Origin of the sequence: Acinetobacter sp. NEB149, from assembly GCF_012516415.1 — a bacterium.
GTDB classification, from domain to species: Bacteria; Pseudomonadota; Gammaproteobacteria; order Pseudomonadales; family Moraxellaceae; genus Acinetobacter; species Acinetobacter lwoffii_V.
Genome location: NZ_CP051208.1, coordinates 637,696 through 663,220, shown reverse-complemented (window position 1 = coordinate 663,220; position 25,525 = coordinate 637,696). Strand labels below are relative to the sequence as shown.

22 protein-coding genes and 2 pseudogenes are annotated in these 25,525 nt (G+C 40.4%); 8 read left to right on the top strand and 16 right to left on the bottom strand.

Features of this window, described 5'->3' with window-relative positions:
• Positions 1–6 precede the first annotated feature (6 nt).
• A complete protein-coding gene (locus HGD77_RS03100; RefSeq protein WP_004278311.1) occupies positions 7–213 on the bottom strand; it encodes a hypothetical protein in 207 nt (68 codons plus the stop codon).
• 174 nt (positions 214–387) lie between these two features.
• Here HGD77_RS03100 and HGD77_RS03095 point away from each other — a divergent pair, with 174 nt between their 5' ends.
• On the top strand, positions 388–885 hold the full coding sequence (locus HGD77_RS03095) for a phosphate-starvation-inducible protein PsiE (RefSeq protein ID WP_004647497.1): 498 nt from the start codon (positions 388–390) through the stop codon (positions 883–885).
• Positions 886–1,081: 196 nt separating this feature from the next.
• Here HGD77_RS03095 and HGD77_RS03090 read toward each other — a convergent pair whose 3' ends face one another.
• A complete protein-coding gene (locus HGD77_RS03090; protein WP_005103287.1) occupies positions 1,082–1,534 on the bottom strand; it encodes an RcnB family protein in 453 nt (150 codons plus the stop codon).
• A gap of 179 nt (positions 1,535–1,713) precedes the next feature.
• On the opposite strand from HGD77_RS03090, the gene HGD77_RS03085 reads away from it, so the two are divergent.
• On the top strand, positions 1,714–2,172 hold the full coding sequence (locus HGD77_RS03085; RefSeq protein ID WP_004732999.1) for a hypothetical protein: 459 nt from the start codon (positions 1,714–1,716) through the stop codon (positions 2,170–2,172).
• An 84-nt stretch (positions 2,173–2,256) separates the two neighbouring features.
• Here HGD77_RS03085 and HGD77_RS03080 read toward each other — a convergent pair whose 3' ends face one another.
• Both HGD77_RS03080 and znuD read right to left on the bottom strand, forming a co-directional pair.
• Positions 2,257–3,720 (bottom strand): phospholipase D-like domain-containing protein, encoded by a 1,464-nt coding sequence (locus tag HGD77_RS03080; RefSeq protein ID WP_168730667.1) that lies wholly within the window; start codon positions 3,718–3,720, stop codon positions 2,257–2,259.
• A gap of 106 nt (positions 3,721–3,826) precedes the next feature.
• Positions 3,827–5,953, bottom strand: coding sequence for a zinc piracy TonB-dependent receptor ZnuD (znuD, locus tag HGD77_RS03075; RefSeq protein ID WP_168730666.1), 2,127 nt, complete (start codon positions 5,951–5,953; stop codon positions 3,827–3,829).
• 140 nt (positions 5,954–6,093) lie between these two features.
• Here znuD and HGD77_RS03070 point away from each other — a divergent pair, with 140 nt between their 5' ends.
• From HGD77_RS03070 to HGD77_RS03055, 4 genes are all read left to right on the top strand, one after another.
• Positions 6,094–6,858, top strand: coding sequence for a DUF4184 family protein (locus HGD77_RS03070; RefSeq protein ID WP_168730665.1), 765 nt, complete (start codon positions 6,094–6,096; stop codon positions 6,856–6,858).
• Positions 6,859–7,020: 162 nt separating this feature from the next.
• A complete protein-coding gene (aspS, locus tag HGD77_RS03065; protein ID WP_005103279.1) occupies positions 7,021–8,805 on the top strand; it encodes an aspartate--tRNA ligase in 1,785 nt (594 codons plus the stop codon).
• 115 nt (positions 8,806–8,920) lie between these two features.
• Positions 8,921–9,142: a hypothetical protein gene (locus HGD77_RS03060; RefSeq protein ID WP_004278319.1), complete on the top strand. Its 222-nt coding sequence runs from the start codon at positions 8,921–8,923 to the stop codon at positions 9,140–9,142.
• Between the two features lie 18 nt (positions 9,143–9,160).
• Entirely contained in the window at positions 9,161–10,024 is an 864-nt protein-coding gene (locus tag HGD77_RS03055; RefSeq protein WP_004782143.1) for a lysophospholipid acyltransferase family protein, read from the top strand.
• Between the two features lie 7 nt (positions 10,025–10,031).
• On the opposite strand, the gene HGD77_RS03050 is transcribed toward HGD77_RS03055, so the two are convergent.
• Positions 10,032–10,754, bottom strand: coding sequence for a putative nucleotide-diphospho-sugar transferase (locus tag HGD77_RS03050; RefSeq protein ID WP_004278321.1), 723 nt, complete (start codon positions 10,752–10,754; stop codon positions 10,032–10,034).
• A gap of 287 nt (positions 10,755–11,041) precedes the next feature.
• Here HGD77_RS03050 and HGD77_RS03045 point away from each other — a divergent pair.
• Together HGD77_RS03045 and HGD77_RS03040 are read left to right on the top strand one after the other, a co-directional pair.
• Positions 11,042–11,940, top strand: a pseudogene (locus HGD77_RS03045) (glycosyltransferase).
• A 92-nt stretch (positions 11,941–12,032) separates the two neighbouring features.
• Entirely contained in the window at positions 12,033–12,935 is a 903-nt protein-coding gene (locus HGD77_RS03040; protein ID WP_004782138.1) for a hypothetical protein, read from the top strand.
• Positions 12,936–12,965: 30 nt separating this feature from the next.
• On the opposite strand, the pseudogene HGD77_RS03035 reads toward HGD77_RS03040, so the two are convergent.
• The 11 genes and pseudogenes from HGD77_RS03035 to rapZ all read right to left on the bottom strand — a co-directional run bounded on the left by HGD77_RS03035 (position 12,966) and on the right by rapZ (position 25,521).
• Positions 12,966–13,901: pseudogene (locus HGD77_RS03035) on the bottom strand (glycosyltransferase family 32 protein).
• Positions 13,902–13,977: 76 nt separating this feature from the next.
• Positions 13,978–14,739, bottom strand: a complete 762-nt coding sequence (locus HGD77_RS03030) for a glycosyltransferase family 25 protein (protein WP_004278326.1) — start codon at positions 14,737–14,739, stop codon at positions 13,978–13,980.
• A gap of 9 nt (positions 14,740–14,748) precedes the next feature.
• Positions 14,749–15,720 (bottom strand): Stealth CR1 domain-containing protein, encoded by a 972-nt coding sequence (locus HGD77_RS03025; RefSeq protein WP_004278327.1) that lies wholly within the window; start codon positions 15,718–15,720, stop codon positions 14,749–14,751.
• 41 nt (positions 15,721–15,761) lie between these two features.
• A complete protein-coding gene (locus HGD77_RS03020) occupies positions 15,762–16,484 on the bottom strand; it encodes a glycosyl transferase (RefSeq protein ID WP_004278328.1) in 723 nt (240 codons plus the stop codon).
• Positions 16,485–16,612: 128 nt separating this feature from the next.
• Positions 16,613–17,539 carry a branched-chain amino acid transaminase gene (locus HGD77_RS03015; RefSeq protein ID WP_004278329.1) on the bottom strand — a complete coding sequence of 309 codons (927 nt, stop codon included), beginning with the start codon at positions 17,537–17,539 and terminating at the stop codon, positions 16,613–16,615.
• A 24-nt stretch (positions 17,540–17,563) separates the two neighbouring features.
• Positions 17,564–20,314, bottom strand: a complete 2,751-nt coding sequence (gene glnE / locus HGD77_RS03010) for a bifunctional [glutamate--ammonia ligase]-adenylyl-L-tyrosine phosphorylase/[glutamate--ammonia-ligase] adenylyltransferase (RefSeq protein ID WP_005103272.1) — start codon at positions 20,312–20,314, stop codon at positions 17,564–17,566.
• 94 nt (positions 20,315–20,408) lie between these two features.
• A complete protein-coding gene (locus HGD77_RS03005; RefSeq protein WP_168730664.1) occupies positions 20,409–21,713 on the bottom strand; it encodes an RNA-guided endonuclease InsQ/TnpB family protein in 1,305 nt (434 codons plus the stop codon).
• Positions 21,714–21,885: 172 nt separating this feature from the next.
• Positions 21,886–23,154 carry a sensor histidine kinase gene (locus HGD77_RS03000; RefSeq protein ID WP_004733022.1) on the bottom strand — a complete coding sequence of 423 codons (1,269 nt, stop codon included), beginning with the start codon at positions 23,152–23,154 and terminating at the stop codon, positions 21,886–21,888.
• 713 nt (positions 23,155–23,867) lie between these two features.
• Positions 23,868–24,401 (bottom strand): ribosome biogenesis factor YjgA, encoded by a 534-nt coding sequence (gene yjgA / locus HGD77_RS02995; protein WP_004278333.1) that lies wholly within the window; start codon positions 24,399–24,401, stop codon positions 23,868–23,870.
• A gap of 2 nt (positions 24,402–24,403) precedes the next feature.
• A complete protein-coding gene (locus HGD77_RS02990; RefSeq protein ID WP_016806787.1) occupies positions 24,404–24,673 on the bottom strand; it encodes an HPr family phosphocarrier protein in 270 nt (89 codons plus the stop codon).
• Positions 24,670–25,521 carry an RNase adapter RapZ gene (gene rapZ / locus HGD77_RS02985; protein ID WP_004278335.1) on the bottom strand — a complete coding sequence of 284 codons (852 nt, stop codon included), beginning with the start codon at positions 25,519–25,521 and terminating at the stop codon, positions 24,670–24,672. Before rapZ ends, HGD77_RS02990 begins: the two co-directional genes overlap by 4 nt.
• Between the last annotated feature and the right edge of the window lie 4 nt (positions 25,522–25,525).

Sequence of the window (25,525 nt, the reverse complement as noted above, 5' to 3'; positions counted from 1 at the left end):
CAACAATTAAACTTTTTGAATCAGTAAGGTATCCGGCTGATTATTGCTCTTCGGATTCAGATGTTTATTCACAATTTTGATATTCCCCTCTGACTCTAAAGACTCGCAGAGTTCCACCACCTTTTGCATATCTTCAGCCTTAATACCTACGCCGAGGATTAATTTTTTTCCGGCTTCTAATTGGCTAATTTTTGTTTGAATTTTATCTAACACTTTTTTCTCCTATTTATTCAATGTTACCACCCATACAATATAGCAATTTAGTCTAAAAAAAGCGCAAAAGTTCAAATAATTTAATCTTTATTTTTCATTCAATCATTCTGTGCATGATCTTTGCACGTTATTCTGCAACTATCTTTATTTCACATGAAAAATCAGGAGGATAATATGTCTAAATCACGTCCGAAAATTGAAAAATTTGAAGCCCTCCTCGACCGTCTTGGCAATCTTGCTGTAGAAAGCTTTCATTATATTGCGCTGTTTATTATTGGCTGTATGGTGATCTGGTCCGCTGGCCATACCGTCATTGACATTCTGACCGTCAAACAGTTCGCCACCATTGACGACATTCTTCTGTTGTTTATTTATCTGGAACTTGGTGCCATGGTCGGCATCTATTTCAAAACCAACCATATGCCAGTACGTTTCCTGATTTATATTGCCATTACTGCACTGACCCGTTTGCTGATTGCAGATATTCAACACACGCATAAAGCCAGCATGGATCTGGTGATTATTACCGGTTCGATTCTGATTCTGGCCTTTGCGATATTAGTGGTGCGCTATGCCTCATGGACTTATCCATCCGTGATTCGTGACAAACATAGTGAAAAGCCATTACCCCTTGGCAAAACACCGCGTCCAGAAGATGATGAATTGGCATAGTCTTTTAAGCCCTCTTTTTTTTGCACTTCAGCTTAAAGTAATACTTAAGCCTCGTTTAGGGTTTTGGGAGATTTATTTCAAAACCTGATTGACTACCAAGACGGTATCTCATCTCCTCACAGGAGAGGGAACTATTTTGGTCTTTTTGAGTTATTGACGTTTATAACTGAATTATCCGTTCAGAGTTTAGAGCAGTTTAACGATTCGGCACCAGCACATAGCGTCCGTTTTCATAAATCCAGTAGCTGCCACGCGGTGGTGCTGGTAACCCTAAACGCTGCCAATCGGTAATTACCGTATATCTCGAACTTTCAATCCGGGCAACATTCGGATCACCATTGACCCAGCTATAACTATTCGAATTTTGATAAATAGTGGTCGGTGCCTGATACTGAATGTTTAATCCACTTTGACTCTGTGCAGGTGGATAGCCCCAATATGGTGGTCGTTGCGGGTAATGTGGTCTTGGTGGCAGCGGACGTTGCGGATAATGCTGCCGTGGTGGATCATAAGATCGTGGAGCGCTGCGATAATTCGGTGTGGATCGATCTACACCACCATAACCCACCCAAGCATTGCCAGCCATACTTTGTGCAGAAGCTCCTAATAGCAATGCAGCCAATATTGCACTCGATAGTACGATTCTCATTTGAGCTTCCTCCGAATAATCTGCTTATATTTTAAACAAAATAGATGCAGAAAATATGGATAAGCTCGCTGGAGCTGCAATTTTTTGTAATGCGCTCGCCTATTTTCAATCTGACAGGCGCGTCGGCAGGCTGCTGCTTTATGCTAAAATTGCTTTTTTAATGTTTCGAGTTGAATACTGTGTCTGATTTAAATTTCGATCGTTTACATGAATATTTTTCTAAAGTGCCGAGTGTTCAGAAAGAACGGATTGATAGCTATGGTTCAGATGGCAAACAGGCATGGTGGTTTAAGTTTCAGATCAATGTAGATCATCCGCTGGCTTGGCAAACTGTGCAAGAACTAGGTCATGTCCTGAACTATATTTCTAAAAATGAACGTCTTCCAACTCAGTTCCTTCCAGTTTCTCCACCGCCATATATGAATGGTATAGCCAAAGATTTCCTGTCTTGGGTGATCCAGTGTAATCACGCAGATTTCCCGCCAGATGTGGTTTGTGACTGGTTAGAAGCGCGTTTGCCAAATCCGGTCGATGATGAAGCGCAATGGAAAATTAAAACCGATATTTCTGAGCTGGATCAATTAACGGATAAAGAGCTGGATCAGCTGGTTCCGCCAAATCCAGAATCAAAAAGCTGATAATAAAAAATCTCCCTAAATCCCTCTTTTTCAAAGAGGGACTTTCCTCCCTTTTAAAAAAGGGAGGTCAGGAGGGATTTAAAATCAAAACGTCGACCAGCCGCTCCATTCCATAAAACGATACAGCCAATATTTAAAGAACGAGTTTTCTGCATATTGCGTGTAGTCCACACTCATAGAGCGGCCATTTAGATTTGACCATGCACCCTCAAAATATTGCTGGGCATCCCGGAAGACTTCGGCCTGAGGCTGGCCTAGTACACGCATATTGGTTTCCAGATTATAGTTTTTCAAATTGCGCACCGTAAAATTAGCCGAACCTAAAATCATTTCAGCTTGCTGAGTATTGCGCTTCATTAGTATTTTGCTATGACATTGCTCACCCTGAGTATGACACCAACGTACATTTATACCCGCCTCGTACAATTCTGAAGCCACCTGCCGGTTTGGAATTCCATTCTTTTCACGGCCAAAGGCATCTTTATTTGGGTCGAGTAAAATCCGGACTTTGACACCGCGTTCATGGGCTGCAATTAGACTTTTGATAATCTTGCGCTCAGACAGATAAAACATTGCCAGATCAATCTGCTCATTGGCTTTCGCCGTCTGAATCAGATTCAGAATTGCATCATAAATGGCTTTTTCAGTCAGCACCTGAGCTTGTGGCTGTCTGCTGTCTGCCTGAAAATCCCCAGCGACAATGGCTGGCATATTCGCTTGTGACATCATGCCCACAGACAGTTCTGTTTTCAGAATATCCACAGCTGTACTGCCCCAAACCAATAAGCCAATATTGGAATGCCGCGAACTGCCATCATGCGGGTTCATGGACGTGACCAGTGCTTTCCAGCCTTGATCGGTATCCACCACCATGGTTTTGCGATGATTGGCTTTAAAGTTAAACAAATCAAAATAACTACGCAGGGTAATTTTTTCTGGGCCAAACGGATTCGGCAACCAGCCTGTTTCCGGATTATTGCCAATGCCCTGGCAACAGATATACCAGAAGCCGGACCAGCTTGGATTGGAGGCTCGCAATGGCGTCAGATTGGTTTCAATCACATCAATGCCATGCTGACGTAATGCCCGATACTGCTCGGATCTAATCCCGCCATAAACTGAATTGATCGGATCGGTAATAAACTTGATTTCCACCTCAGGCTGCAGCAGGCGCTTACTGATTAAAGCATCACTCAGCTGTTGACTCAGTGCCTGATGCTGCTGCATAGATGCACCGGTTTGCTGATTAAATAAAAACATATCCAGCACAATCAGCGATTTGGCCTCTTCAATCATTTTCAGCATTTCATTAAAAATGCGATGATCTAAATGCTGTTTTCCTTCTGCATCCAGATAAGTCTGATCGGCCAGAAATTTGACTTCGGCATGACGCAGTTTGCCTGTGTAATTCAGACCTTCCGGCAAAGGCTTATACGTGTGGTAGATCGCCGAAGCCAGATAACCCACGGCCAGCATACTAATGATCAAAGCCACATAATGGCGATTCGACCAGTTTAATTTATTGTGAATTTGTTGAAAGATACGCATAAGAAAAAACCTAACCCAATATACTCAGGCTAGGTTTTATCTTATGATTTTTCAAGTAGCTTTCAGTGAGATCTAGATGATTTAGTCGATTATTTCAGTAGACCTGTTAGAAATCATACTGTACGCCGACGGTAAAGTTGCGACCCACCTGCGGAATATTCGACAGGAAGGAAGTATGTGAATACACCTGATCATCAAGCAGGTTATTGGCCTTGAAATAAACCCGATAAGCATTGTTATCTGCAAGGCTATTGGCATAGCTTAAGCCAACATTCACCATATTGTAGCCTTGGGTTTCATCTTCATAGCTGGCGATCTTGTCCTGATTAAAGACATGATAATACTCAGCCAAACCTGACCAGCCATCGGCAAAGTCTGCTTCTACTTTGGTGCCTAAGCGACCTGCAGGTACACGTGGTGCATTCTCAGCTTCAATCTTGCCACGCACATAGTCCCCAAAGACGCTGACTTTATACATATCATTGATCTGATAACCGGCTTGTGCTTCTGTACCATAAAATCTAGCTTTGTCTTGGGTATATTGCACGCCACGTAAATTACCTTTCTGCGCTACCGTTTCGCCATAGATATAATCATCAAACCAGTTGTGATAGACATGCACATGGTAATCCAGTTTATCCCCTTCATAATGCAGACCTAATTCGAGATTATTTGAGGTTTCTTTATCGAGATCAGGATTACCGAGTTCATAGGTATTGGTCGCAAAATGCAAACCATCAGCATACAGCTCTTGCGCTAGAGGCAAACGCTGTTGATGTGATCCGACTACAGACAGTTTGTAACTCGGTGCAAACTCCCAATTCGCAGCCGCAGATGCGGAAAGACCCGTACCGGAATAATCTTTCTGTTCCGAGTCTACTGTTACTTTTTGATGATCGACACGTGCTCCAAGTTCCACATGTACATCACCGATCTGTTTATGTTCCAAAGCAAATAAGCTGTATTTCTGGGTTTTGGTGTCTGCCATCAGCACATCATGATTATGACTCGCATGCTCACCATGATCATGCTCATGTCCTTCATGATCGTGCTCTGCATGACCATGTGCTTCTGGAGCGGATAAATTAATTTTTTGCTGTGAAAGCTGGGTTCCAATCACCCCCTCCCAACCTGCGACAGGAACATGCACCAGTTCTAAACGTGCATCATAGCCCTTGCTTTTAAAGTTACTGATGACTGCATTTTCTTCCAGTTCATCATGTTCATAATCGGTAAAGCTGGCATGCGCACGTAACTTTTCAAAACCGGCAAAAGGCTGTTCAAGTTCGGTACGGACATCATAACGCTCAGACTTTAAATCTACCCAAGGACCCGCGGTTTCTTCATGATCGTGCTCATCTTCACCCGGTTTTGGACAGTGAAAATGATCGCCATGAATTTCACAGCCATGATATTCATGACTATGACCTGGCAAACCATACTGATCCTGACGGTTACTATAAGACAAACCAACAAAACCACGATCATGAATCCATGATCCGCCAATATTGACCGTTTGCCCTTCAGCAAAAGTATTGCCCACACGACGTTCTTTTTCTAATTCGTCATCATGCTCATGAAAATAATCAGGTGCAATATAATCATTGGCGTTACGCTTTGAGCCTTCTACACGCAAAGCAAAGTTTTCACCAATACCTGCTGTTACACCAGCACTTGCCAGTTTTTCATCACTGCCGCTGTTATAACGCAGGCCGACTGTACCTTCCAAACCATCTTCAGGCATTTGAGTTGGGATTTTTTGATCAGTGACATTCACCAACCCACCAACTGTACCGGCACCATAAAGCAAGGTCGATGGACCGCGAATCACTTCGACCTGTTTCGCCAGAATCGGATCAACGGTGACAGCATGGTCAGGAGACAAAGTGGACACATCCGCTGTTTCAGACGCATGCTGCAACACTTTCACACGTGGACCATCTTGACCCCGAATCACCGGACGGCTTGAGCCTGAACCATATTGATTAGAATAAACACCAAGCTCATCTGCCAAGGCATCACCAATGGTGGGGGCGCGTTCAGACAGTGCTTTCTGATCCACGAAATGATCTGCAACTGCAAAATCTGCTGCAGTCTGCACCAATGGATGAGCTTGCACCTGAATCGTGTCCATGGTCTGAACAGGGATAGAAGATGGGGATTGCTCTGCAAATACTGTAGGCGCAACTACAGCAAAAATTGACAATGTTATTAGATTCTTAGGGGAGGACATGACCGAAGCTCAAATTCAGTAATCTGGATGAATGTTATAATATAACATTTCATTATTTTTGCAATCCTTTACGATACTCAGTGCTATATTTTATTAGAATGTTCTTTGAATATTTTTGATTACATTAAAACATTATCTTTATGCCCTTTACCTTATCGCATGCTGTGCTTGCTCCACCTATTTCATATTTAACTGGGCATAGACTCCCTGTTGCTGCGCTAGCCATTGGCAGCATGGTTCCCGATCTGTATCGTCTTTTTACCCACAAAAATTCTAATATTACCCATTTATGGTCTTCGCTGATTCATCCGGATCTCTGGATTGGTCTGGCTTTTTGCGCCGTCTGGTACCTGATTTACCGGCCCGTGATTTACCGTTTCATCGGTATTCAGCATGATTTAAAGATTCACAATATCCTTTCAGCACTAAAATTCATCCTGATGATGTGTCTGGCACTCATCATTGGTACAGCCACCCATTTAATCTGGGATGGACTAACCCACGTCGATTTTCGAACTTTTGCCTTTCATGAAGTCTTAGCCCAACATTTTCAGTTGTTTGGACAAAGTTATCCGCTGCACCGGATTTTACAGATTGGCACCTCAGTGATTGTCTTGCCTCTTATCCTGTGGATGAGCCTGCATTACTATAAAACTCATCAGCAATATCTTGCAGTCAGTGTGAAAATCAAATCCTTTGCCTGGGGCTTATTGCTCTTTTCTATATTTACCGGCCTATTTTCGGTCTGGGATTATGCACGCTATATCTCTACAGAAGTCTGGCAATCGGACCTCTATTATTTTACTGGTCGCTCTATTAATGAATTTAGCCAAGGCTTTCTGATCACCTTTAGTCTGGGCTGTTTATTGTTTTTATTTTTAGATAGATATCGCAGGATGGGTTAAACAAAGCACTGGCTTTGCCCCTATTCACTTTAAAATGATATTGTTTTTGACCCAAGTTCTTGTGACAACATGCCCAAAGAGGCATAATCCTACCTTTACTCAAAGCGGTACGCTGTTTACGTATTCGCTGACCTTAACCCATATAGTTGGATTTCTAACGCTATGATGCGAACTCATTACTGCGGTTCTTTAACCGAAGCTCAAATTGACCAAACCGTAACATTATGCGGTTGGGTACACCGTCGCCGTGACCACGGGGGTGTAATCTTCCTTGACATGCGTGACCGTGATGGTCTTGTTCAAGTGGTTATTGACCCAGATACTCCTGAAGCATTCGCAACTGCTGATAAAGTACGTTCAGAATTTGTATTAAAAATTACAGGCCGTGTGCGTCGCCGTTATGAAGGCACAGAAAATGCCAATATGGTGAGCGGTCAAATCGAAGTTCTTGGTAAAGAAATTGAAGTTCTTGCTCAGTCTGAAACTCCGCCATTCCCTTTAAATGACGAAAACACCAATATTTCTGAAGAAATTCGTTTGAAATATCGTTTCCTGGACATCCGTCGTCCAGAAATGCTAGATCGTTTACGTTTCCGTTCTAAATTGACCAACCTGATTCGTAACTACTTCGAAGACAATGGTTTCCTAGACGTTGAAACACCAATTTTGACACGTGCAACACCTGAAGGCGCGCGTGACTATTTAGTGCCTAGCCGTGTATCTAACGGTAGCTTCTACGCACTTCCACAGTCTCCACAGCTGTTCAAACAGTTGTTGATGGTGGGTGGTATCGATCGTTACTACCAAATCGCGAAATGTTTCCGTGATGAAGACTTGCGTGCGGATCGTCAGCCAGAATTCACCCAAATCGACGTTGAAACATCGTTCATGAGTGACGATGACATCATGGATTTAATGGAAACTTTAACCGTGAAGATGTTCAAAGAACTTCTAAACGTAGAGTTTGATAAATTCCCACGCATGACATACAACGATGCAATGCGTGACTATGCGTCTGACAAACCAGATATGCGTATTCCGTTGAAACTGGTTGACGTTGCAGACTTGATGCAAGACGTTGAGTTCAAAGTATTCGCAGGTCCTGCAAAAGATCCTAAAGGCCGTATCGTTGCGCTTCGCGTACCGGGTGCGGGTTCACTTCCACGTAGCGCGATTGATGAATACACCAAATTTGTAGGCATCTACGGTGCACGCGGTTTGGCTTACATCAAAGTCAACGAACTTGAAAAAGGTATCGAAGGTCTTCAATCTCCAATCGTGAAATTCATCGAGCCAATCGTGCTTGATCTATTGAAACGTGTTGGCGCTGAAAATGGCGACATCGTATTCTTCGGTGCAGACAAAGCGAAAGTTGTTAACGATGCCATGGGCGCGCTTCGTGTGAAGATCGGTCATGACCTTAAATTATCAACTTGTGAGTGGGCGCCACTTTGGGTTGTTGATTTCCCAATGTTCGAAGAAACTGATGATGGCAAATGGACCTCTGTTCACCACCCATTCACGCTACCAAAATCAAGCGTTGAAGAAGTGAAGAACAACCCAGGTGCAGCATTATCTGTTGCTTACGATATGGTATTGAACGGTACTGAAATCGGTGGTGGTTCACTGCGTATTCATAACCTTGAAATGCAAAAAGCGATCTTTGAAGCATTAGGTATTGGCGAAGAAGAAGCAGAAGAGAAATTCAGCTTCTTATTAAATGCATTACGTTACGGTGCTCCTCCGCATGGTGGTTTGGCATTTGGTCTTGACCGTCTGGTGATGCTCATGACTGGTGGTGCTTCTATTCGTGACGTCATTGCATTCCCGAAAACCAAGACTGCTGAATGTCCATTAACGCAAGCACCTGCTCCAGTTGAATCAAATCAACTGCGTGACCTTGGTATTCGCTTACGTGAAAAACCAAAAGCTGAATCTCAAGAATAATTCTTGAAGTATTAAGTGAAAAAGCTCTGCCTCGTGCGGGGCTTTTTTTGTAAGATTGAGTCGTATCTGGAACAGTGGCATAATAGCCACAGTTTTTAATCTAAGGTAATTAGCAATGGCTATGCGTCCTGCAGTTCGTAATCGCAGCATTATGCTTATTGTATTTTCAGTGGTTCAATGGCTGTTCATGCGCTATATCCTTGCCAACAATCTGTTCAACCTCGATACCAATGATCGTATTGTGTATTTTTGCCTGAGCAGTATTTTAGGTGCCCTGCTGATTTTTGTAGGTTTGATTTATATGGTGCTGAAGGGCAATCCGGACAAAGACCTATAATCTGACCATCTGGATACCATGTACACCCTACTCAAAAATTTCTCCAAGCTTCCACTAAGATTCATTCAAAATCTTGCGCAACTGGCTGGATCTCTTTTGTATCTCAGCCATTCTTCTGCACGCCGAGTGACCGAGATTAACTTGGCCTCTGCCTATCCTGAACTTTCGGAAGCTGAACGGGCTGATTTGACCAAAAGCAGCCTGAAAAGTCAGTGCATGACGTATGCAGAATCAGTCAAGATTTGGGGATCATCACCAGACTATGCGCTGTCTTTGATTCAAGATGTGCAGGGCGAAGATATTTTCCTGAAAGCTTTGCAAAATCCTCATGGCTGCTTGGCAGTGGTGCCTCATTTTGGTACGTGGGAGCTTTTAAATGTCTGGGTAAATCAGCACACCTCCCCTGTAATTATGTACAAGCCCAGTAAGAATCAGGATATTGACCGTTTTATGCTTGAAGCTCGGCAACGCCTGAATGCCACACTGGTTCCTACAGATGATTCTGGTGTACGTGCTTTATTTAAGCATTTAAAACAGGGTGGTTTTTCTGCAATATTGCCGGATCATGTACCTAAAGAAAGTGGTGGTATCTACTCACTTTTCTACAATCAAAATGCGCTATCTTCTACCTTACTTTCCAAACTGGCAGCCAAAACACAATGTTCAGTAGTTGGGCTTAGTTGTTTAAGACGTGAAGATTTTTCCGGCTATGATATTTACGTGACTAAATTATCAAATGATATTTTATCTAAAGATTTACAATTGTCGGTTGATACCTTAAATAAAGAAATGGAGCGCATGATTAATGTCGCTCCGGAACAGTATTTGTGGGGGTATAAAAGGTTTAGGAAAATAATTGATGAAAGTAATATTTATCAATAAATTTTAATTATTCAATTAAATCACTTAAAGTTAACTTAATATCAATTCCTAACTTTGTTGTTCGTGCATTAACTTCATTATGTCGTTTAACAATCTTTTTAGTACTTTTTGACAGTAGAGAAGAACGCATTATCCATTGATAAATTGAATTTCTTTGCTCATATTTCTGTATCCAACGCTTATCTCTACTTGCTTGTAATTGTTCAATACTAGGTTGAATCTTATCCCCATATAAATTACGAGATGTATCAAAAATAAATGTATAGTTTGGTGGTAGCTTTTTTAATGTAATAAGGCCTGCATCATGCCACTCATCAACCAAGTTTTGTAAAATAATCTGATCCCAAATAGTTGGATTTTGCAACATACGCTTCTCCCATTCATCCATCAGAGAATGTGCATTTTTAGTGTCATTTATAAAAATAGTACTACTAATTAAACGCTTATTATCTATGTAATGTACTGCAATATCTTCTTCAATTGCATTGAAGTATGGCCGGATATCCTCAAGAATTATAGCATCAGCATCAACAAATAAAAGTGGGCCATGAGTTTCACGACGCATTTGCGAAATAAACACAGGCTTAAATGCAATAATGGTTTGCCAGTCATCTTTTGAAAATTGCTTTAATAGAATATGAATATTAAATTTTTTTGCTGATTCAGCTAAAATTTGAGCATGCTTCGTATATAGTTTATCATCTGTATGAAAACCAAAAACTGTCAACATTAAGAATCCTTTTAATTTTCTACCAATTTAAGTTTAAAATCATAGATAAAAGTGTGATAAAAAACTATAATTTTAAATTTTTTCGTAATTATATAACAATATAATACACATAAGTTATTGTAATTTATTTAAAAACCAAAGAAGTCATTGAAATAAATTCGATTATTTTATTTAAGTTTTAATTATAATAGAATAAATAAAAAAACATAGTAAATCTTATGTAGTCTTTGTTTTTATATAGTCTTTGTTTTAATATACATTATCATATCACAAAATAATTGATAAAAATGAGTCTCAAAACAATCAAAATTTTTATAGGCTGTGACCCAAACAACTGTGATTTAGAACAAATGATGGTTTTAGACTACAGCATTAAAAAACATACCCAGCAGCCTGTAGAAATTATTTGGATGCAACTTTCGCGTGATCCTTCTAGCTATTGGTATTCTGATCCGAAATCGAATCAAGGATGGAGAACAGAAAACTGGGCGACACCTTTTTCCGGATTTCGGTGGGCTATTCCAGAGTATTGTCAATTTCAAGGTAAAGCCATTTACATGGATACAGATGTCATTGTACTCGATGATCTTGCACTACTCTGGGAACATCCTATTGAAGCCAATGCTATTGTGGCAGCCAAGGGGGGGGAAGCTCAGCCCGTTTATGCACTTGTGTCTGGGATTGTGAAAAGGCCAAACATTTTCTTCCTAGAATTGAGGAATTAAAAAGTAACCCTGCCAGTCATCAAAGTCTGATGAGACAAATTCAAAAAGAACCGTCATTGGTTCAAGCTTATAATGATCATTTTAATTGCATCGATGGTGAAAATCTAAGTATCAACGAGATTAAAATTTTGCATTATTCCGATATGGGCACCCAGTTTAGTCACAAATATTCAATTCCTCGTCTTCAACACAATAATTCAACACATTGGTTTGATGGCGAAATTATTCCTCACCCCCGAGCGGACCTGACAACACTTTTTGACCAATACTATCACGAAGCCCTTTCTGCCGGATACCAACTTGAGGACTATACAATTACACCCTACGGAAAATTTCACAAAGCATCTCAAAAAAAATACTCGGGCAATAACATTACTCGGTCAGAAACATCCCAGCCTTGGTTTAAGAGGCTCCTGAGCAAGTTTAAAACCAAGCGTGATTCATTTAATTTAGATCATTAACCCTCTAAGCAACTGAATCATCTTATCAATTAGATTATTCTCAAATAAACTTGATATAACTCATAGAAATAAGCTATGAAAGAGACAAGAATATGTGTGGTTTAATTTTCAACCATTTCGTTCGAAATTTGACAAAATATACCTATAAACTTTTAAAACCGAGTACTTACAAACACAACAGACGCTATTGGCCTTTTTACCGTGTGGTTCGTAATGCATCGGGTCAAATTGATCAAGTTTTTTTTAGGAATACCTTAATTGCAGACCATACGCTTAACTTAAAGAATAAACATTCAAAATGTATGCTGATCGCAACAGGACCATCGATTAAAAAGATTCCTGATAAATTTTTTAAATATGAGAAACTGGACTATATTGGCGTCAATGGAGCAATCGCTTTGAATGAGGTCACTTTTCAACACTATGTCATTATTGATCATGATTTTGTACAAAATCGTTTTGATCTCGTTGAGCGGGTTTTAGACACAGCATGCAATTTTTTCACCACCGCACGTTGCTTAGACTATATTCTAAGAAAAGTAAAAATCGAACAGATTCGTTGCCAATTTAAAATTATTGAAATCACGAGTAACTGTAAAAATGAACTTTTTATGGGAAACACTATTCATGTTGATGAAAAAGTTAAGAGTAATTACTTCTACAATGGTTTTGGCTTTTCTACACACATGTATGACACAGTATTTGACTACTATACCGTGGCTTATACCGCATTACAGATTATGTCAGGATTAAATTACCAACATATCTATATTGCAGGTGTGGATATGAATAACTTCGACCTACCACGATTTTATGAAACTTTAGATGCAAAACAACCTACCTTATTAAACCAGCACACCCAATCAATCATAGCGGCATTTGAAACAGCAGCCTATTTCTTTGAAAGTCAAAAAGTGTCTGTTTATAATCTTTCACCCCATAGTCTTATCAAATCATTTAATAAATTAACGCTCGAACAAGACACCATCCTCTAAGTGGTTCAGATCATCCAACCTGATAGAGCGTTAAGATAAGGTTTTACTCTGATCATCATGGAAATCTAGCAGTGAATCTTGAAAATACATTCCTTTTTCATAAAATTCGCCTATATGTTTACGCTCTTTACCGGCAAATTTAATCAATTTAGGGTATTCACCTGAATGATGATTGATTGCCATTTCAATTAATGTTTTTTCTTTGACCCATTTATTTTTACCTGATAGTAAAAGGCATTTTGATCACAATCAATTAAAGTAATACTAGGCAATGCTTTCAGCATAATCACCTGACACACCACATAGGAAATCAGGTACTCTAAATTACTAATCTTTTGAAATATTCTCTCATAATTTGGCACAGTACGTTTAATTTCATTGATATATGTTTTAGGGCCAACCTGCATGGCGTTCACCAACTCATCAAACCAATCTTTAAAAAACCTATTGTTAGGAGCCGTTGCTAAAAGCCAATTCTCGATGACTGGAGAATCAATATTGGTAGTGTTTTTTTTACGATAATAGGCAAAACTTTCGGTCTGATTTTGAGAAACCAACTCTTGAATCCAATCTAAATTTCATAAACGATAATACTTGCATCTAACCAGATTCCTCCATAAACATAAAGTAATTTAAATCTGATTAAATCAGCTTTATGCTGAGGTAGATGAATATTTAAAGAATCAAAATCTATCTGTATAAATTGATCAACAGTTGTTGGTGTTAAAAAATGAACCTCATAATTTGCATTTATTAGCTTTATATTTTCTATGCATTTTTCCACAAATAATGGTACATCCCCCTCCCAATACAGCCAAATCAGCTTAGGTATTTTAACTTCTTCTGGCTTTGGATTAAGCGTAATCATATTTGCGTAATTATGAATTTTTAAATTCGTGCCTCTAATCTTGTAAAAATACATGATATAAAACTTAAGCATATAATAAGTTTTTTAAATATTTTCATCTAAATTATTTCCAACATGCTCATTGATTTATTCCTTTAATGATAAATATTCAATTATTAAGATATTCGATGAATTTTAAGAATTTAGCAGATATTTTAGTGCATGATAACGATCACGCCACATACGCTTCTGCTTTTTAAAGCCATAGGAGCTGCTTCTATTTTCAAGTGCTTTACGAGAAATCCCCTGAGTAGCAACCGTTCCCAAAATATCACTATCGACCCCTGCTGGCTTCACTAGTGGTGGCCAAATCCCTAAACCTTTGCCATTTTGACTTAACCAAGACTGGAAGAAGATATCAACCGGCATATTTATAGTTTTGCCTACCTCAACAAAAGACTGTGCTCCCTGCCGCGACCAGATTAACCCTAAGCCACGAATTGGGAAATAAAAAGCATGCCATAGACTTATATCCCCTATTTGCGTAATATCTTTTGCTAGTTTTTTCTTTTTTGCAGCAATATTAATAAGATACCAGTTTAAATCTTGATGTTGGTGCAAATATTCAATGATGCTGTCAATTTTAATCTTAAAGTCACTATTAATTTTAAGGTCATCTTCCAGAACCACTAAATAATCTGCATCAGTGGCTAAAAATTTTTCAGCGCATCCATAATGACTTAAATAACAACCTAACTCGGAATTCATTAAACTACGACCTAATACCTTATTAGTTTGATCGTCATTATAATTTATGAATTCAGAGAGTGCTTTACCCCGACCATCATAAGCAGCAAAACGTTCAAACCTCCAGCTCACACTATTAAGCTGCTGAGTTGCTGCAGCTAGACGCTCATCACTTCCGTCTAAATTAATTAAATAAGTTACAACTTTCATGATTAACTCTTAATGCTGAATAGATAGAGGTAAATAGTTTTTAAATTTAGCAATTAAAGCAAAAGATACCTTTTCTGCTTCTTTTGGATCAAATTGATCCAAACTTTGAATACAACCAAATTTAATAGTGGTATTATTTAAGTTTTCTAAAAATAAAGATAGCAATGCTTCATTTTTTAAATAAGCAATATTAATATCATCGTATAGAACTGCTTCATTAGCCTGAATTTTTAAATGATTATTAAGTCCTACGGGTAAAAACTGAAAAGCACTTCTAAAACGATGCCTAATCTGTTGAGCTAATGTTGTAGGGTATTTTTGAAAATAATTTTGTAGTACATCACGATCCAATATATGGGGACGATGATGAATTTCATAATATTTATTAAATCCACATAATTCAGCACTAAGCATTTGAGCAATTGTATATTTAGGCTGTAAAGGTTTACCAAAATATTTATTAAGACCTTTACGTAGATTAAATTTTGCTTTAATTAAGGAGTTATTTTCCCAATGTCCATAGACTTTTATCTGGTCACCAACTAAAAAATCATCTAATTCAGATGAGGCATTAAAGAAGAAATCATCATTCAAATAAATAAAATACTTTGATAACCCTGGAATATTCCAAAGCATAGTTTCAATACTTAAAGAATTAAATGTAGGCAAGTATTGCTCATGACCAGCAAATATTGTTCTATGATCAATTATTTTTATCTGCTCAGGAGCACATAATCCCTGTTCGAAAAAATCATGAATATGTGCAGGCTGCTGTTCATCCGTAATAATATAAATTGTTCCAAAATAGGGAACATATTTAAGAATTGAAGCAATTGAAAAATAGATTTCATCATTACTAGCAAATCGAGTTTCTTCTGCTGAACCTTTTACGATATTAGTAGATTGAAACTGTTGCCTTTTAAGTCGATGCTTTACATCATTGCCATCGACCCACGCAATAACAAAATCTATTTTTTCCATAATACTTCTAATCAACAATTAGCTTGAATAAACTCTATAACTTACTGCCAAGCGTCCTTAATCCACTGCGATGGCAACACATAACGATACCATTTACCACCACCACCATTCACTGCATCTGGCGGATTAATCTCGCCATGAAAAACAATGATTTTGGCACCTTCAGGCTTCACAGGCGGCTTAAAATAAGCCATCGGAATTTTTTGCAGGCAGTGATATTTATAGCTCTTGCACCAGCTTTCTGGCCAATACGTCTGTTTACCTTCACGGTCTACATACCAAGACAAATAGGCTTGCTCATTACGGAATTTTTGACGAATTTCATCAAAATGTTCACGGAAATAAGGTAACAGACCTGGGAAAGCACCCAGTTTAAACCGATAAACCGAACTGTTACCGGTAATACGCCAAGGACGTTTCCAGTCATGAATAATCAGGAAGTCACCCGGATAGGTAAAGAACTCATCGATATTATCGACAATCACCACGTCAAGATCGAGGAAGAGTGCATTGCCTTCCAAACCATACAGATCAGGCTCAAAAGTGGACAGCTTGTTCCAGCCACGCTCAGGCGCACCTTCAGGCAATGCCAGAGGTGGAATAGGGAAACATTGTACTGCAGGATCAATGCCTTCAGTACGATCCGTCAGACAGACCATTTTAAAGTCGACTGTCGTATGTCGTTTAACCATATTGTATAAACGATTGACGTATTCCGAACCGTATTTGGTTCCCCATTTCATACAAATAACGATGTTACTCATTGCGTATGCCTAAGCTCATCTTAAAATCTTCTTGATGGTGAATATGATGACATAAGTTCGGCAGAATAAGTACATCAGTTAAAAAAAACCTCTCAAATGAGAGGTTTTTTCAATCAGTAAATTCTTAATTACTTCACATACGTTAACCAGTGTGCATATTTCGGGTCTTTGCCCTGAACTGCATCAAAATATGCTTTCTGGATTTGAGTGGTGATTGGACCACGTACACCCTCACCAATCTGACGATCATCGTATTCACGGATTGGTGTTACTTCTGCAGCAGTGCCGGTAAAGAATGCTTCATCTGCGATGTAGAACTCATCACGGGTAATACGGCGTTCAATTACGTCATAACCCAAGTCTTTAGCAATCGTAATAATCGTTTGACGGGTAATACCATCCAGCGCACCACCTGCGATATCAGGCGTATGAATCACGCCATCACGCACCAGGAATACGTTTTCGCCTGAACCTTGGCATACATAGCCTTGTGGGTCGAGCAGCATTGCTTCATCATAACCTGAATGCGCCACTTCCTGATGCGCAAGAATCGACAAGGTGTAGTTACCTGATGCTTTAGCCTTACACATGGTCACGTTCGGATGATGGTGGGTAAATGAAGACGTTTTTACGCGAATTCCCTTCGCCATCGCCTCTTCACCGAGGTAAGCACCCCAGCTCCATGCCGCAACTACGGCATGAATGGTATTGTCAGTTGCAGCGATACCGAGTTTTTCAGAACCAATAAAAATAATTGGACGTAAATAGCAAGACGCTAATTTGTTTTCACGAACAACATCAATTTGAGCCTGTTCTAATGCTGCTTGATCAAATGGAACTTTCATTTGATAAATTTTTGCAGAATTCAACAAGCGCTTCGTATGTTCTTTAAGACGGAAAATAGCCGTTCCATTCGGGGTTTCATAAGCTCGGACGCCTTCAAACACACCCATGCTGTAATGCAAAGTATGTGTTAATACGTGAGTTTTTGCCTCACGCCAGTCAACTAGTTGTCCATCTTGCCAAATGAAACCATCACGATCAGCCAAATTCATGCCACAAACTCCAATTTCTCACAATTATTCACTATCCAGTGCAAAGTCTGCACTTGGATCAATCAGTCTTTGCCATAACTTGCAAACGGTCATTCGGGTATCGTGCCAGTCGCTTGCAGACACTTGCATGGATTGATTTGCAAGGGCTAAGCGATGGCTCTCGGCGCGTTCACGGAGATAAGCTTGAATCAGAGCAGTCGCATCGTCGCTGGATAAGCAACCTGATTTTGCGGCATCCTCAAGAATTCGTACATTGTCGGAGAAATGGGCGAGATCTTTATTCGTCCCACTCCAAGCCAACACCGCATACTGTGCCATAAATTCGATGTCTACGATACCACCTGCATCTTGTTTTAAATGAAAAATACCATCTTTTTTTTGATCGGCGGAAGAACCGAGATGCTCCTTCATTTTCTGACGCATTTTCAGTACTTCTGCCCGTACATAATTTTCATCACGGGGCTGAATCAAAATATCCCGGCGCAAGACTTCAAACTTTTTCCGTAAGCTCATTTCACCCGCAATCGGGCGGGCTCGTACCAAGGCCTGATGCTCCCATAGCCAGGCACTCTTGAACTGATACTGTTCAAAGGCTTTTAAACTGGTGACCAAAAGCCCAGCTTCGCCCGATGGACGCAATCGGGTATCGACTTCATATACACGTCCATCCAAGGTTTGCGTGGTCATGAGGGACATAAACTTTTGTGCAACCCGCATGGCAAATTCAAAGCCACTGATCGGCTTAAGTCCATCGGTATCGGCCTGTTCACCCATATAGTGAATAAACACCAGATCCAGATCCGAGCCATAACCCAATTCAATTCCACCGACTTTACCATAACCAATGACTGCAAAAGCCGTATGCTCGACTGAACAGCGCTGCCCTTCTGCATCCAGTGGAAAACCATGCTTTTTTGCCACAATCTGATAGGCCAGATGCAGCGCTGCATTCACCGATACTTCAGCAATATCGGTCAAGGCATCGGAAACTTTCATTAAAGGACTTTCAGCCAGCACATCACTGGCGGCAACGGCCAGAACATTAGATTTTTTAAACAGGCGCAAGACCCGCATCTGGTCTTCGACCTGATCAATTTCAATCCGTAAAAGTTGCTGACGTAAAGAGTCTTCCAGATCCTGACGTTTTGGCAATTCAAAATCCATCGACAGGAATTCATCCAGTAGCACCGGATAATGGGTCAGTTCTTCACAAATCCAGGGGCTGACCGTGGCCATCTTCACCAGTCGCTGCAACGCCCCTTTACTCTCGATTAACATCACCAGATATACCGTACGGCGCATCACTGATTCGACTAAGGGCATCAAGCGCACCAATGCCACCTGAGGATCATCTGACTGTAAAACGGCTTCAATTAAATGCGGCCAGAAGGTTTTTAAACGTTGTACCGCCTTTGCCGGTAATTTTTTTAAGGCATGCCCATTCCAAAACTCATAGACAAGATTCTTTGCATTATCATCCAACACTTCTTTGAGTTTCTTTTCCAACTGGGAAAAACTTTCAACCAAGGTGTCAGGGCCATTTTCCTTGATTAGATGATCAAACTGATACATCACTTTGTCACGCTTTTCATTGAGATATGCCATAAAGCTGTCCCAATCCGCAAAACCAAGTGTGTCCGTTATACGCGCCCTTAACTCTGGCTCTGTCGGTAGTGATTGCGTTTGCTGATCATTCAGTGCCTGAATCGCGTGCTCAACCCGGCGCAGGAATAAATAGGCATTTTCCAGATCCTGCACCGCCTGTTCATCCAGCAACTCGGCATCATCCAGATGATTTAGATTCACCAGACACTGCCGATCCTGCAATTCAAGTTTGGCCCCGCCATAAATCAGCTGAAACACCTGCACGATAAATTCGACTTCGCGAATGCCACCGGCTCCGAGCTTGATATCATCTTCAATATTACGGCGCTGTACTTCGCGCTCGATCATGGCTTTCATTTCGCGCATGGCTTCAAAAGCGCTGTAATCGACGTACTTGCGAAATACAAATGGACGGGTCATCTCCAGCAGCTCGTCGCCTTCTGGACTTGGATTGACAATACGCGCTTTAATCCAGGCATAACGCTCCCATTCACGCCCATGCTGGCTCAGATATTTTTCCAAGGCTGCATGACTAATGGCTAGTGCTGAACCATCGCCCCAGGGACGCAGGCGCATGTCGACGCGGAATACAAAGCCATCCGCCGTGATCTGATCCAGCAAATGAATGAGTTTTTGTCCCCACAGGATGCAAAACTGCTGCACATCAATACATTTACGCCCATCAGTTTCACCCTGCTCATCGAAGGCAAAAATCAGGTCGATATCACTGGAAAGATTGAGTTCTTGGGCGCCGAGTTTCCCCATGGCAATGACAATCAGATCTTGGACTTTTCCGTTATAGCCGATTGGCTGGCCATACTTGGCAACGACCGGAATACGGGCAAAATCTTTCGCCGCACAGATGCACGCATCGGCAAAATCGGAGAGTTCTTGGGTGAGGGTAATGACATCGGTGAGTTGATTGGCATCCTGCCAGATCCAACGAAACATCAATCGAGCCCGCAAAATACGCATTGCGCGCATCCACGTTGCTTCATCGCTTATATTTAGGATGCAGTGCTGCACCAGCTGATCAATATATTCCCGACTGAGTGAGCCTTGAAACTGATCAATTGCATAATCCTGTTCCAGTAAACTCTGGTGATTGGCCAATACCTGTTCGGTATATTGGCTAGCTCTTAAGGTTTTCTGCAATTGTGCCGCATTCATCACTCAACTCTTCCCCTGAAACATTCTGCTTAGTTTTGACATACTCCCACCACTTTCACGATGTTCAAGTGGGGGATTCTAAAAGTAAAAGCTCTTAGGTGACTTCCTCACGGATTTCACTTGCTTTCTGCTTCGCAAGGCGACCTTTACCGCATCCACCCTCCACAGACAAAACGGTATGTCCTACCGCCAAAATATTGCGAGAAGCATTAATATCTGCATTCTCGCCAAAGCTACACTCGACACAACTAAAGTTTGCTTGAGTAAGCCTATTTTCTTTTGCAACGTGACCACATGAACTACAAGTCTGACTTGTATATTTAGGGTCAACTTTAACGAGTAAACCACCTCGCCATTGCTGTTTGTACACCAACATATTAACAAGCATTGACCAACCTTGATCCAGGATTGATTTATTTAAGCCGGACTTGGCTTTAACATTCTTTCCTTTTTTCTCGATTGAGCCTTTCGCTGACTTCGACATATTGGCTACTTTTAAGTCCTCAACTACGATCATTGCGTGGTTTTTGCTGAGCGTTGTGGTGACTTTGTGCAAGTAGTCATGCCGAATATTGGCAATATGATGGTGTAATGTATTGATCTTGAGATTCAGCTTTTTCCAATTTTGACTGAACTTGTTTTTCTTTCTCAGCTTGCGCTGAAGCCTAGCCAACTTTACTTGATTGGCCTTGAAACTATTGATCGGGTCGAATACTTGACCACTAGACGTTGTAATTAACTTTTTAACACCTAAATCAATGCCAACGGCTGATTTTGATGGGTGGACTGGTGCTTCTACTGTGTTTTCAGCACCAAATGACACATACCATTTCCCGACATGCTTTGAGATTGTGACGTTCTTAATCTCACCCACAATATTTTGTGATTTTCTGAATTTCACAACGCCAATGTCATTAGGTAACTTAACTTGGTTGCCTTTAACCCAACAATATCTGCCAAATTGAACAATACGAATGGAATCATAACCATCAGATTTCTTTTTGAATCGTGGCATAAGTGGTCTAAGTTGAACTTCACCACCATCGGATAATTTAAAAAATCGTGGCTTCTTAGCTCTAAATGGTTTTTGCTTTAACTTAGCTTGTTCCTTTTTGTTAAAAAACTTCCCCCAAGCATCACCAAGATCACGAACTTTTTGTTGGAGTGAAACGCCATTTGAGCTGTTTTCTAGAAAAGCACATTCAGGTTTTTTGCGTAATTCAGGAATTTTATTGACTAAATTAACTTTGTTGATTCGCTCATTATTAGCAAGCATCTCGAACGAAACAGCTAAAATTTGATTCCAAACAAAACGTGCAGAGCCAAGCAACTTGTTTAAAACAAGCTCCTGTTCCGCATTAGACTCAAGCCTAAATTTGTACGCTTTGTTGATCTTCATTTCGCCTTAAATCTATTTAGATACAGAAACTTAATGCAAATTATTCTATCATATTGCACTAAAAAAAGTCGTGAAATTCACCTCCACCCTAATGTTGGGTGGAGTCCTCTTTCACACTAAAGATAGCAGGAGTTTTGTCTCAGTGGGAATGTTTTAGTTTGAAATTTACCTTTTAAGATTGCTCGGCATGTACATCTTCAAGCACTAGCGCCTGATGATCATTGGTAACCATCGGCAAATGCACAGTAAAGGTCGTACCACGGCCCTCTTTGGAATCTACAGCAATTTGACCATGGTTCAGGTCAATAAAGCGCTTGCAGAGTACCAGACCCAAACCTACCCCTTTCTCTTCAGCTGTGCCTCTGACACTCACACCCAAAGTCGGTTTAAACAGATTCTGCATCTGTTCTTCGGTCATGCCCAGGCCAGTATCCTGAATCGTAATCTTGACCTGCTCGCCTTCCATCTCTACAGCTAAAATCACTTTACCGCCTTGATTCACCGGGGTAAATTTAAGCGCATTCGACACCAGGTTTTGCAAGACAGAGGTAATCATGTTGATATCCGCATGTACCTTGATGTCTTCAGGAATATTATCGACCAGTTCGATCTTTTTATTTAAGGCCAAACTTTTCAGAACACCACATACAATCTTGCTGGACTGTTTCAATTCATAATTGATCGGATGATAAACAAAGCGCCCACCCTCTGCCATCGCCCAAGTCAGCAGGCTTTCCAGCAGGTTATAGGTCGATTGTGCATTATCATATAAATAATCCGCAATACTCTGAATACTGGATTCATCCAGTGTGTCACGTTCCTGTGCCAGTACTTCGGAAAAGCCGAGCAAGCCGTGAAACGGTGCACGCAGATCATGCGCAATAATCTGGAAAAATTTAGTTTTACTGAAATTTTGTGCGCATTGCTGCTCGTATAATTCTTTCAACTCAGTATGTTCTTGATTGAGCTGAATTCGAATCACTAAACTTTCAGCAAATTGTTTGATGGTGGCAATATCGTCCTGATCGAACAGTTCAGTCTGATCATCAAAGAAAATGACCTGTCCAAAAGACACACCGCTACTTGATTTTAAATTAAAGGCGACTAATCTCTGATGCGCTACACCGAGATCTTTCACATAATTTGACAATTCTGTATAAGCAGGATGCGTCTGGTCAATGACATCTGACTGTTGCAGATACGCAGGCAGATTCACTTCCTGTGGGGCGTGCAAGGCCCGAAAACCGCGCGGACAGCTGTACCAGATATAGGGTTCCGTGTGGAAGCCGATAATACTGGTTTTAACGTTTAAAACTTTACGGGCGATCTTACAAAAGGTGTCTAATAGGTTGTTGGAGGTATAGACACCTAAAATGAGAGATATACGGCACGAGCTTAATTGCTCCGTATTCTGACCGACCTCTAGCAGTTTTAGTTCCATGTCTGCCTCTCTGAATGTTTATGGAATATAGAAAACACTGCCGACCAAATTCATACAATCAATAACAAAGATTCTATATTTACTCAACGATGAAAACTCACCTATAGGTTAAAGGATTTGTTAACCTGTTTCTATCCAGATACATTCTTAACCGCAAAGCACTGATATTTAATTGATTAAGAATAACTTGAAAATTTACTATTCGAAAAAAACCTACATAAGTATTTGAAATTAATATATCTCACCTAAAATAAGCATGTTTATTTGTATTTACTGTAACACACTATTGACTAAAAAATACCCACTATAGCTTTTTACTCTATTTGGAGTAAAAGCTAATGATTTTTCAATTATATAACTTGACCTTATGATTAAAAAGAAATTTTATATCAGGTCTCATCTATCTAATAACACTCAGAATTATTTTTTAATTTTTAAAACTATCTTAACAATTCCAGTCTACGAAATATTTAAATATCAGGATATTGACTAAAAACAGGCCAAAAAAGCCACTGAGAATTGTAAAGATTTTACATTCATTAACAAATTAATTGCAGAAATTTTGTATTTTTTATCATCAATGCAGTTTTAGAAGCTGGAATAGTAATATTAAGATAGACCACTTATAGACTATGCATGTCCAAGTCAAACCAATCAGTTCAAAACAGCTATAAAAAAGCGGCCTAAAAAAGACCGCCTTTTTACATGGCTGCTTAATTGTCAGAAATCAACGCCACTTGCTGTACATAGTTAAACAGCTTTAATTTAGAAGCATTCACTTCTTCTTCAGGTGCTTGATTCTTTAAATCACGGTGTACCCGAAGATAATGTTGACGTAAGGTATGACGCTCTGTCGCATTATAGGTTTTGGTAAATTCATTGATGGCTGGATCACCATCTTTGACAATTCGATCCACCCAACGCTGTAATTGAGCTGTCTTTTTAAGACCTTGTTTAGGTGTTAAATAAGATAAAATTACCGTTTCATTTTCATTGCGTAATAATTTACCAATCCGTGAAAATTGACGGCGACGTGCTTCATGCGAACTAATTGCCTGCACATCAAGTAAGGCGTCAATCAAACGCTCATCTACGGGTAGGTTTTTAATTTGTTTAGCGCTCAGCTCTGCAAGCTGCGCACCTAAAGCAGCCATACGCTGGACTGCTTTTTTCTGTTCGGTCTTACTTGCGCGTCCCTCTAAAGAATCAAAATCTTCTTCAGTTAAACTGTTCGGTCGACGTGCCACGATTAATCTGCCTCATAAAATTTTGCTGCAAATAGTGCCTGAATTTCAGATAAGGCTTTGTCCTCGTCTGCTCCTTCAATCACTAAGCGTAAAGTTGTTCCTTTGCCTGCACCAAGCATGAGCAATGACATGATATTTTTGGCATCTACCAATTTGTCAGCCTTGCCAATCCGAATACTGGAACGAAATTTGGTGGTAACTTCTATCAGTTTACCAGATGCGCGTGCATGTAAACCCAATTTATTAATTACGTCAACTGTCGTATCAATCATGACCAGTGCTTCATTTCTCGATGGAGGACTTGAATAGACCATTTTGCCTCAAGGGCTTTTTTTAGTCTATCCACAATATAAACAGAACGATGCTGACCACCGGTACAACCTATCGACACGGTCATATAATGACGATGCCCTTCGGCAAAGGTCGGCAACCACTTGTCCAGAAAATGATACAGATCATTGAACATGTCCTCGACCTGATCGCTCTTTTGTAAAAACGCCTGCACCGGCTGATCTAGCCCTGAAAATTTGCGCAGTTCCAGTTCCCAATGCGGATTTGGCAAATGCCGGACATCAAAGACATAATCGGCATCCAGTGGAATGCCATGCTTATAACCAAAGGATTGCAGAATCAGGATCAGGTTATCGGCCTGTCCCAGCTTGGACAATAAGGTATGTTTCAGGTCATGTACGCTTTTATCGGTAGTATCGATATGAACTGTAGAACGCAACTGAATCGGCATCAACAGGATTTTTTCTTCCTGAATGCATTGATTCAGACTTTTAAAGCGTGACGCCAGAGGATGCGGCCGACGCGAAGCACTAAAGCGGGCAATCAGCTCCTGATCCTGCGTGGTCAGATAGATAATATCGACCGAACCATGCTGTTGCAGCTGCTCAAATACATGATCAAATTCTTGTAAATCTGCCCGGGTACTGCGCACATCGACGCCCAGCGCCAACTGTTCCAGATTATTTTCACTGTCCAGTTTGGCCACGATTTCGGGAAGCAATGCCAAAGGCAGATTATCAATACAGTAATAACCCAGATCTTCAAGCACCTGTAATGCAGATGATTTCCCCGAACCAGATTGTCCCGTGACGATTAAAATGCGCTTCATGCAT

What these genes read in the sequence shown, in the direction of transcription:
- HGD77_RS03060 (WP_004278319.1), top strand. Translation starts at nt 8,921, where the DNA reads ATGGCTATGCGTCCTGCAGTTCGTAATCGCAGCATTATGCTTATTGTA.
- HGD77_RS03090 (WP_005103287.1), bottom strand. Translation starts at nt 1,534, where the DNA reads ATGAGAATCGTACTATCGAGTGCAATATTGGCTGCATTGCTATTAGGA.
- HGD77_RS03070 (WP_168730665.1), top strand. Translation starts at nt 6,094, where the DNA reads ATGCCCTTTACCTTATCGCATGCTGTGCTTGCTCCACCTATTTCATAT.
- HGD77_RS03095 (WP_004647497.1), top strand. Translation starts at nt 388, where the DNA reads ATGTCTAAATCACGTCCGAAAATTGAAAAATTTGAAGCCCTCCTCGAC.
- znuD (WP_168730666.1), bottom strand. Translation starts at nt 5,953, where the DNA reads ATGTCCTCCCCTAAGAATCTAATAACATTGTCAATTTTTGCTGTAGTT.
- aspS (WP_005103279.1), top strand. Translation starts at nt 7,021, where the DNA reads ATGATGCGAACTCATTACTGCGGTTCTTTAACCGAAGCTCAAATTGAC.
- HGD77_RS03015 (WP_004278329.1), bottom strand. Translation starts at nt 17,539, where the DNA reads ATGAATTTGGCTGATCGTGATGGTTTCATTTGGCAAGATGGACAACTA.
- HGD77_RS03020 (WP_004278328.1), bottom strand. Translation starts at nt 16,484, where the DNA reads ATGAGTAACATCGTTATTTGTATGAAATGGGGAACCAAATACGGTTCG.
- HGD77_RS03030 (WP_004278326.1), bottom strand. Translation starts at nt 14,739, where the DNA reads ATGAAAGTTGTAACTTATTTAATTAATTTAGACGGAAGTGATGAGCGT.
- HGD77_RS03040 (WP_004782138.1), top strand. Translation starts at nt 12,033, where the DNA reads ATGTGTGGTTTAATTTTCAACCATTTCGTTCGAAATTTGACAAAATAT.
- glnE (WP_005103272.1), bottom strand. Translation starts at nt 20,314, where the DNA reads ATGAATGCGGCACAATTGCAGAAAACCTTAAGAGCTAGCCAATATACC.
- rapZ (WP_004278335.1), bottom strand. Translation starts at nt 25,521, where the DNA reads ATGAAGCGCATTTTAATCGTCACGGGACAATCTGGTTCGGGGAAATCA.
- HGD77_RS03050 (WP_004278321.1), bottom strand. Translation starts at nt 10,754, where the DNA reads ATGTTGACAGTTTTTGGTTTTCATACAGATGATAAACTATATACGAAG.
- HGD77_RS03055 (WP_004782143.1), top strand. Translation starts at nt 9,161, where the DNA reads ATGTACACCCTACTCAAAAATTTCTCCAAGCTTCCACTAAGATTCATT.
- HGD77_RS03000 (WP_004733022.1), bottom strand. Translation starts at nt 23,154, where the DNA reads ATGGAACTAAAACTGCTAGAGGTCGGTCAGAATACGGAGCAATTAAGC.
- HGD77_RS02990 (WP_016806787.1), bottom strand. Translation starts at nt 24,673, where the DNA reads ATGATTGATACGACAGTTGACGTAATTAATAAATTGGGTTTACATGCA.
- HGD77_RS03025 (WP_004278327.1), bottom strand. Translation starts at nt 15,720, where the DNA reads ATGGAAAAAATAGATTTTGTTATTGCGTGGGTCGATGGCAATGATGTA.
- HGD77_RS03080 (WP_168730667.1), bottom strand. Translation starts at nt 3,720, where the DNA reads ATGCGTATCTTTCAACAAATTCACAATAAATTAAACTGGTCGAATCGC.
- HGD77_RS03005 (WP_168730664.1), bottom strand. Translation starts at nt 21,713, where the DNA reads ATGAAGATCAACAAAGCGTACAAATTTAGGCTTGAGTCTAATGCGGAA.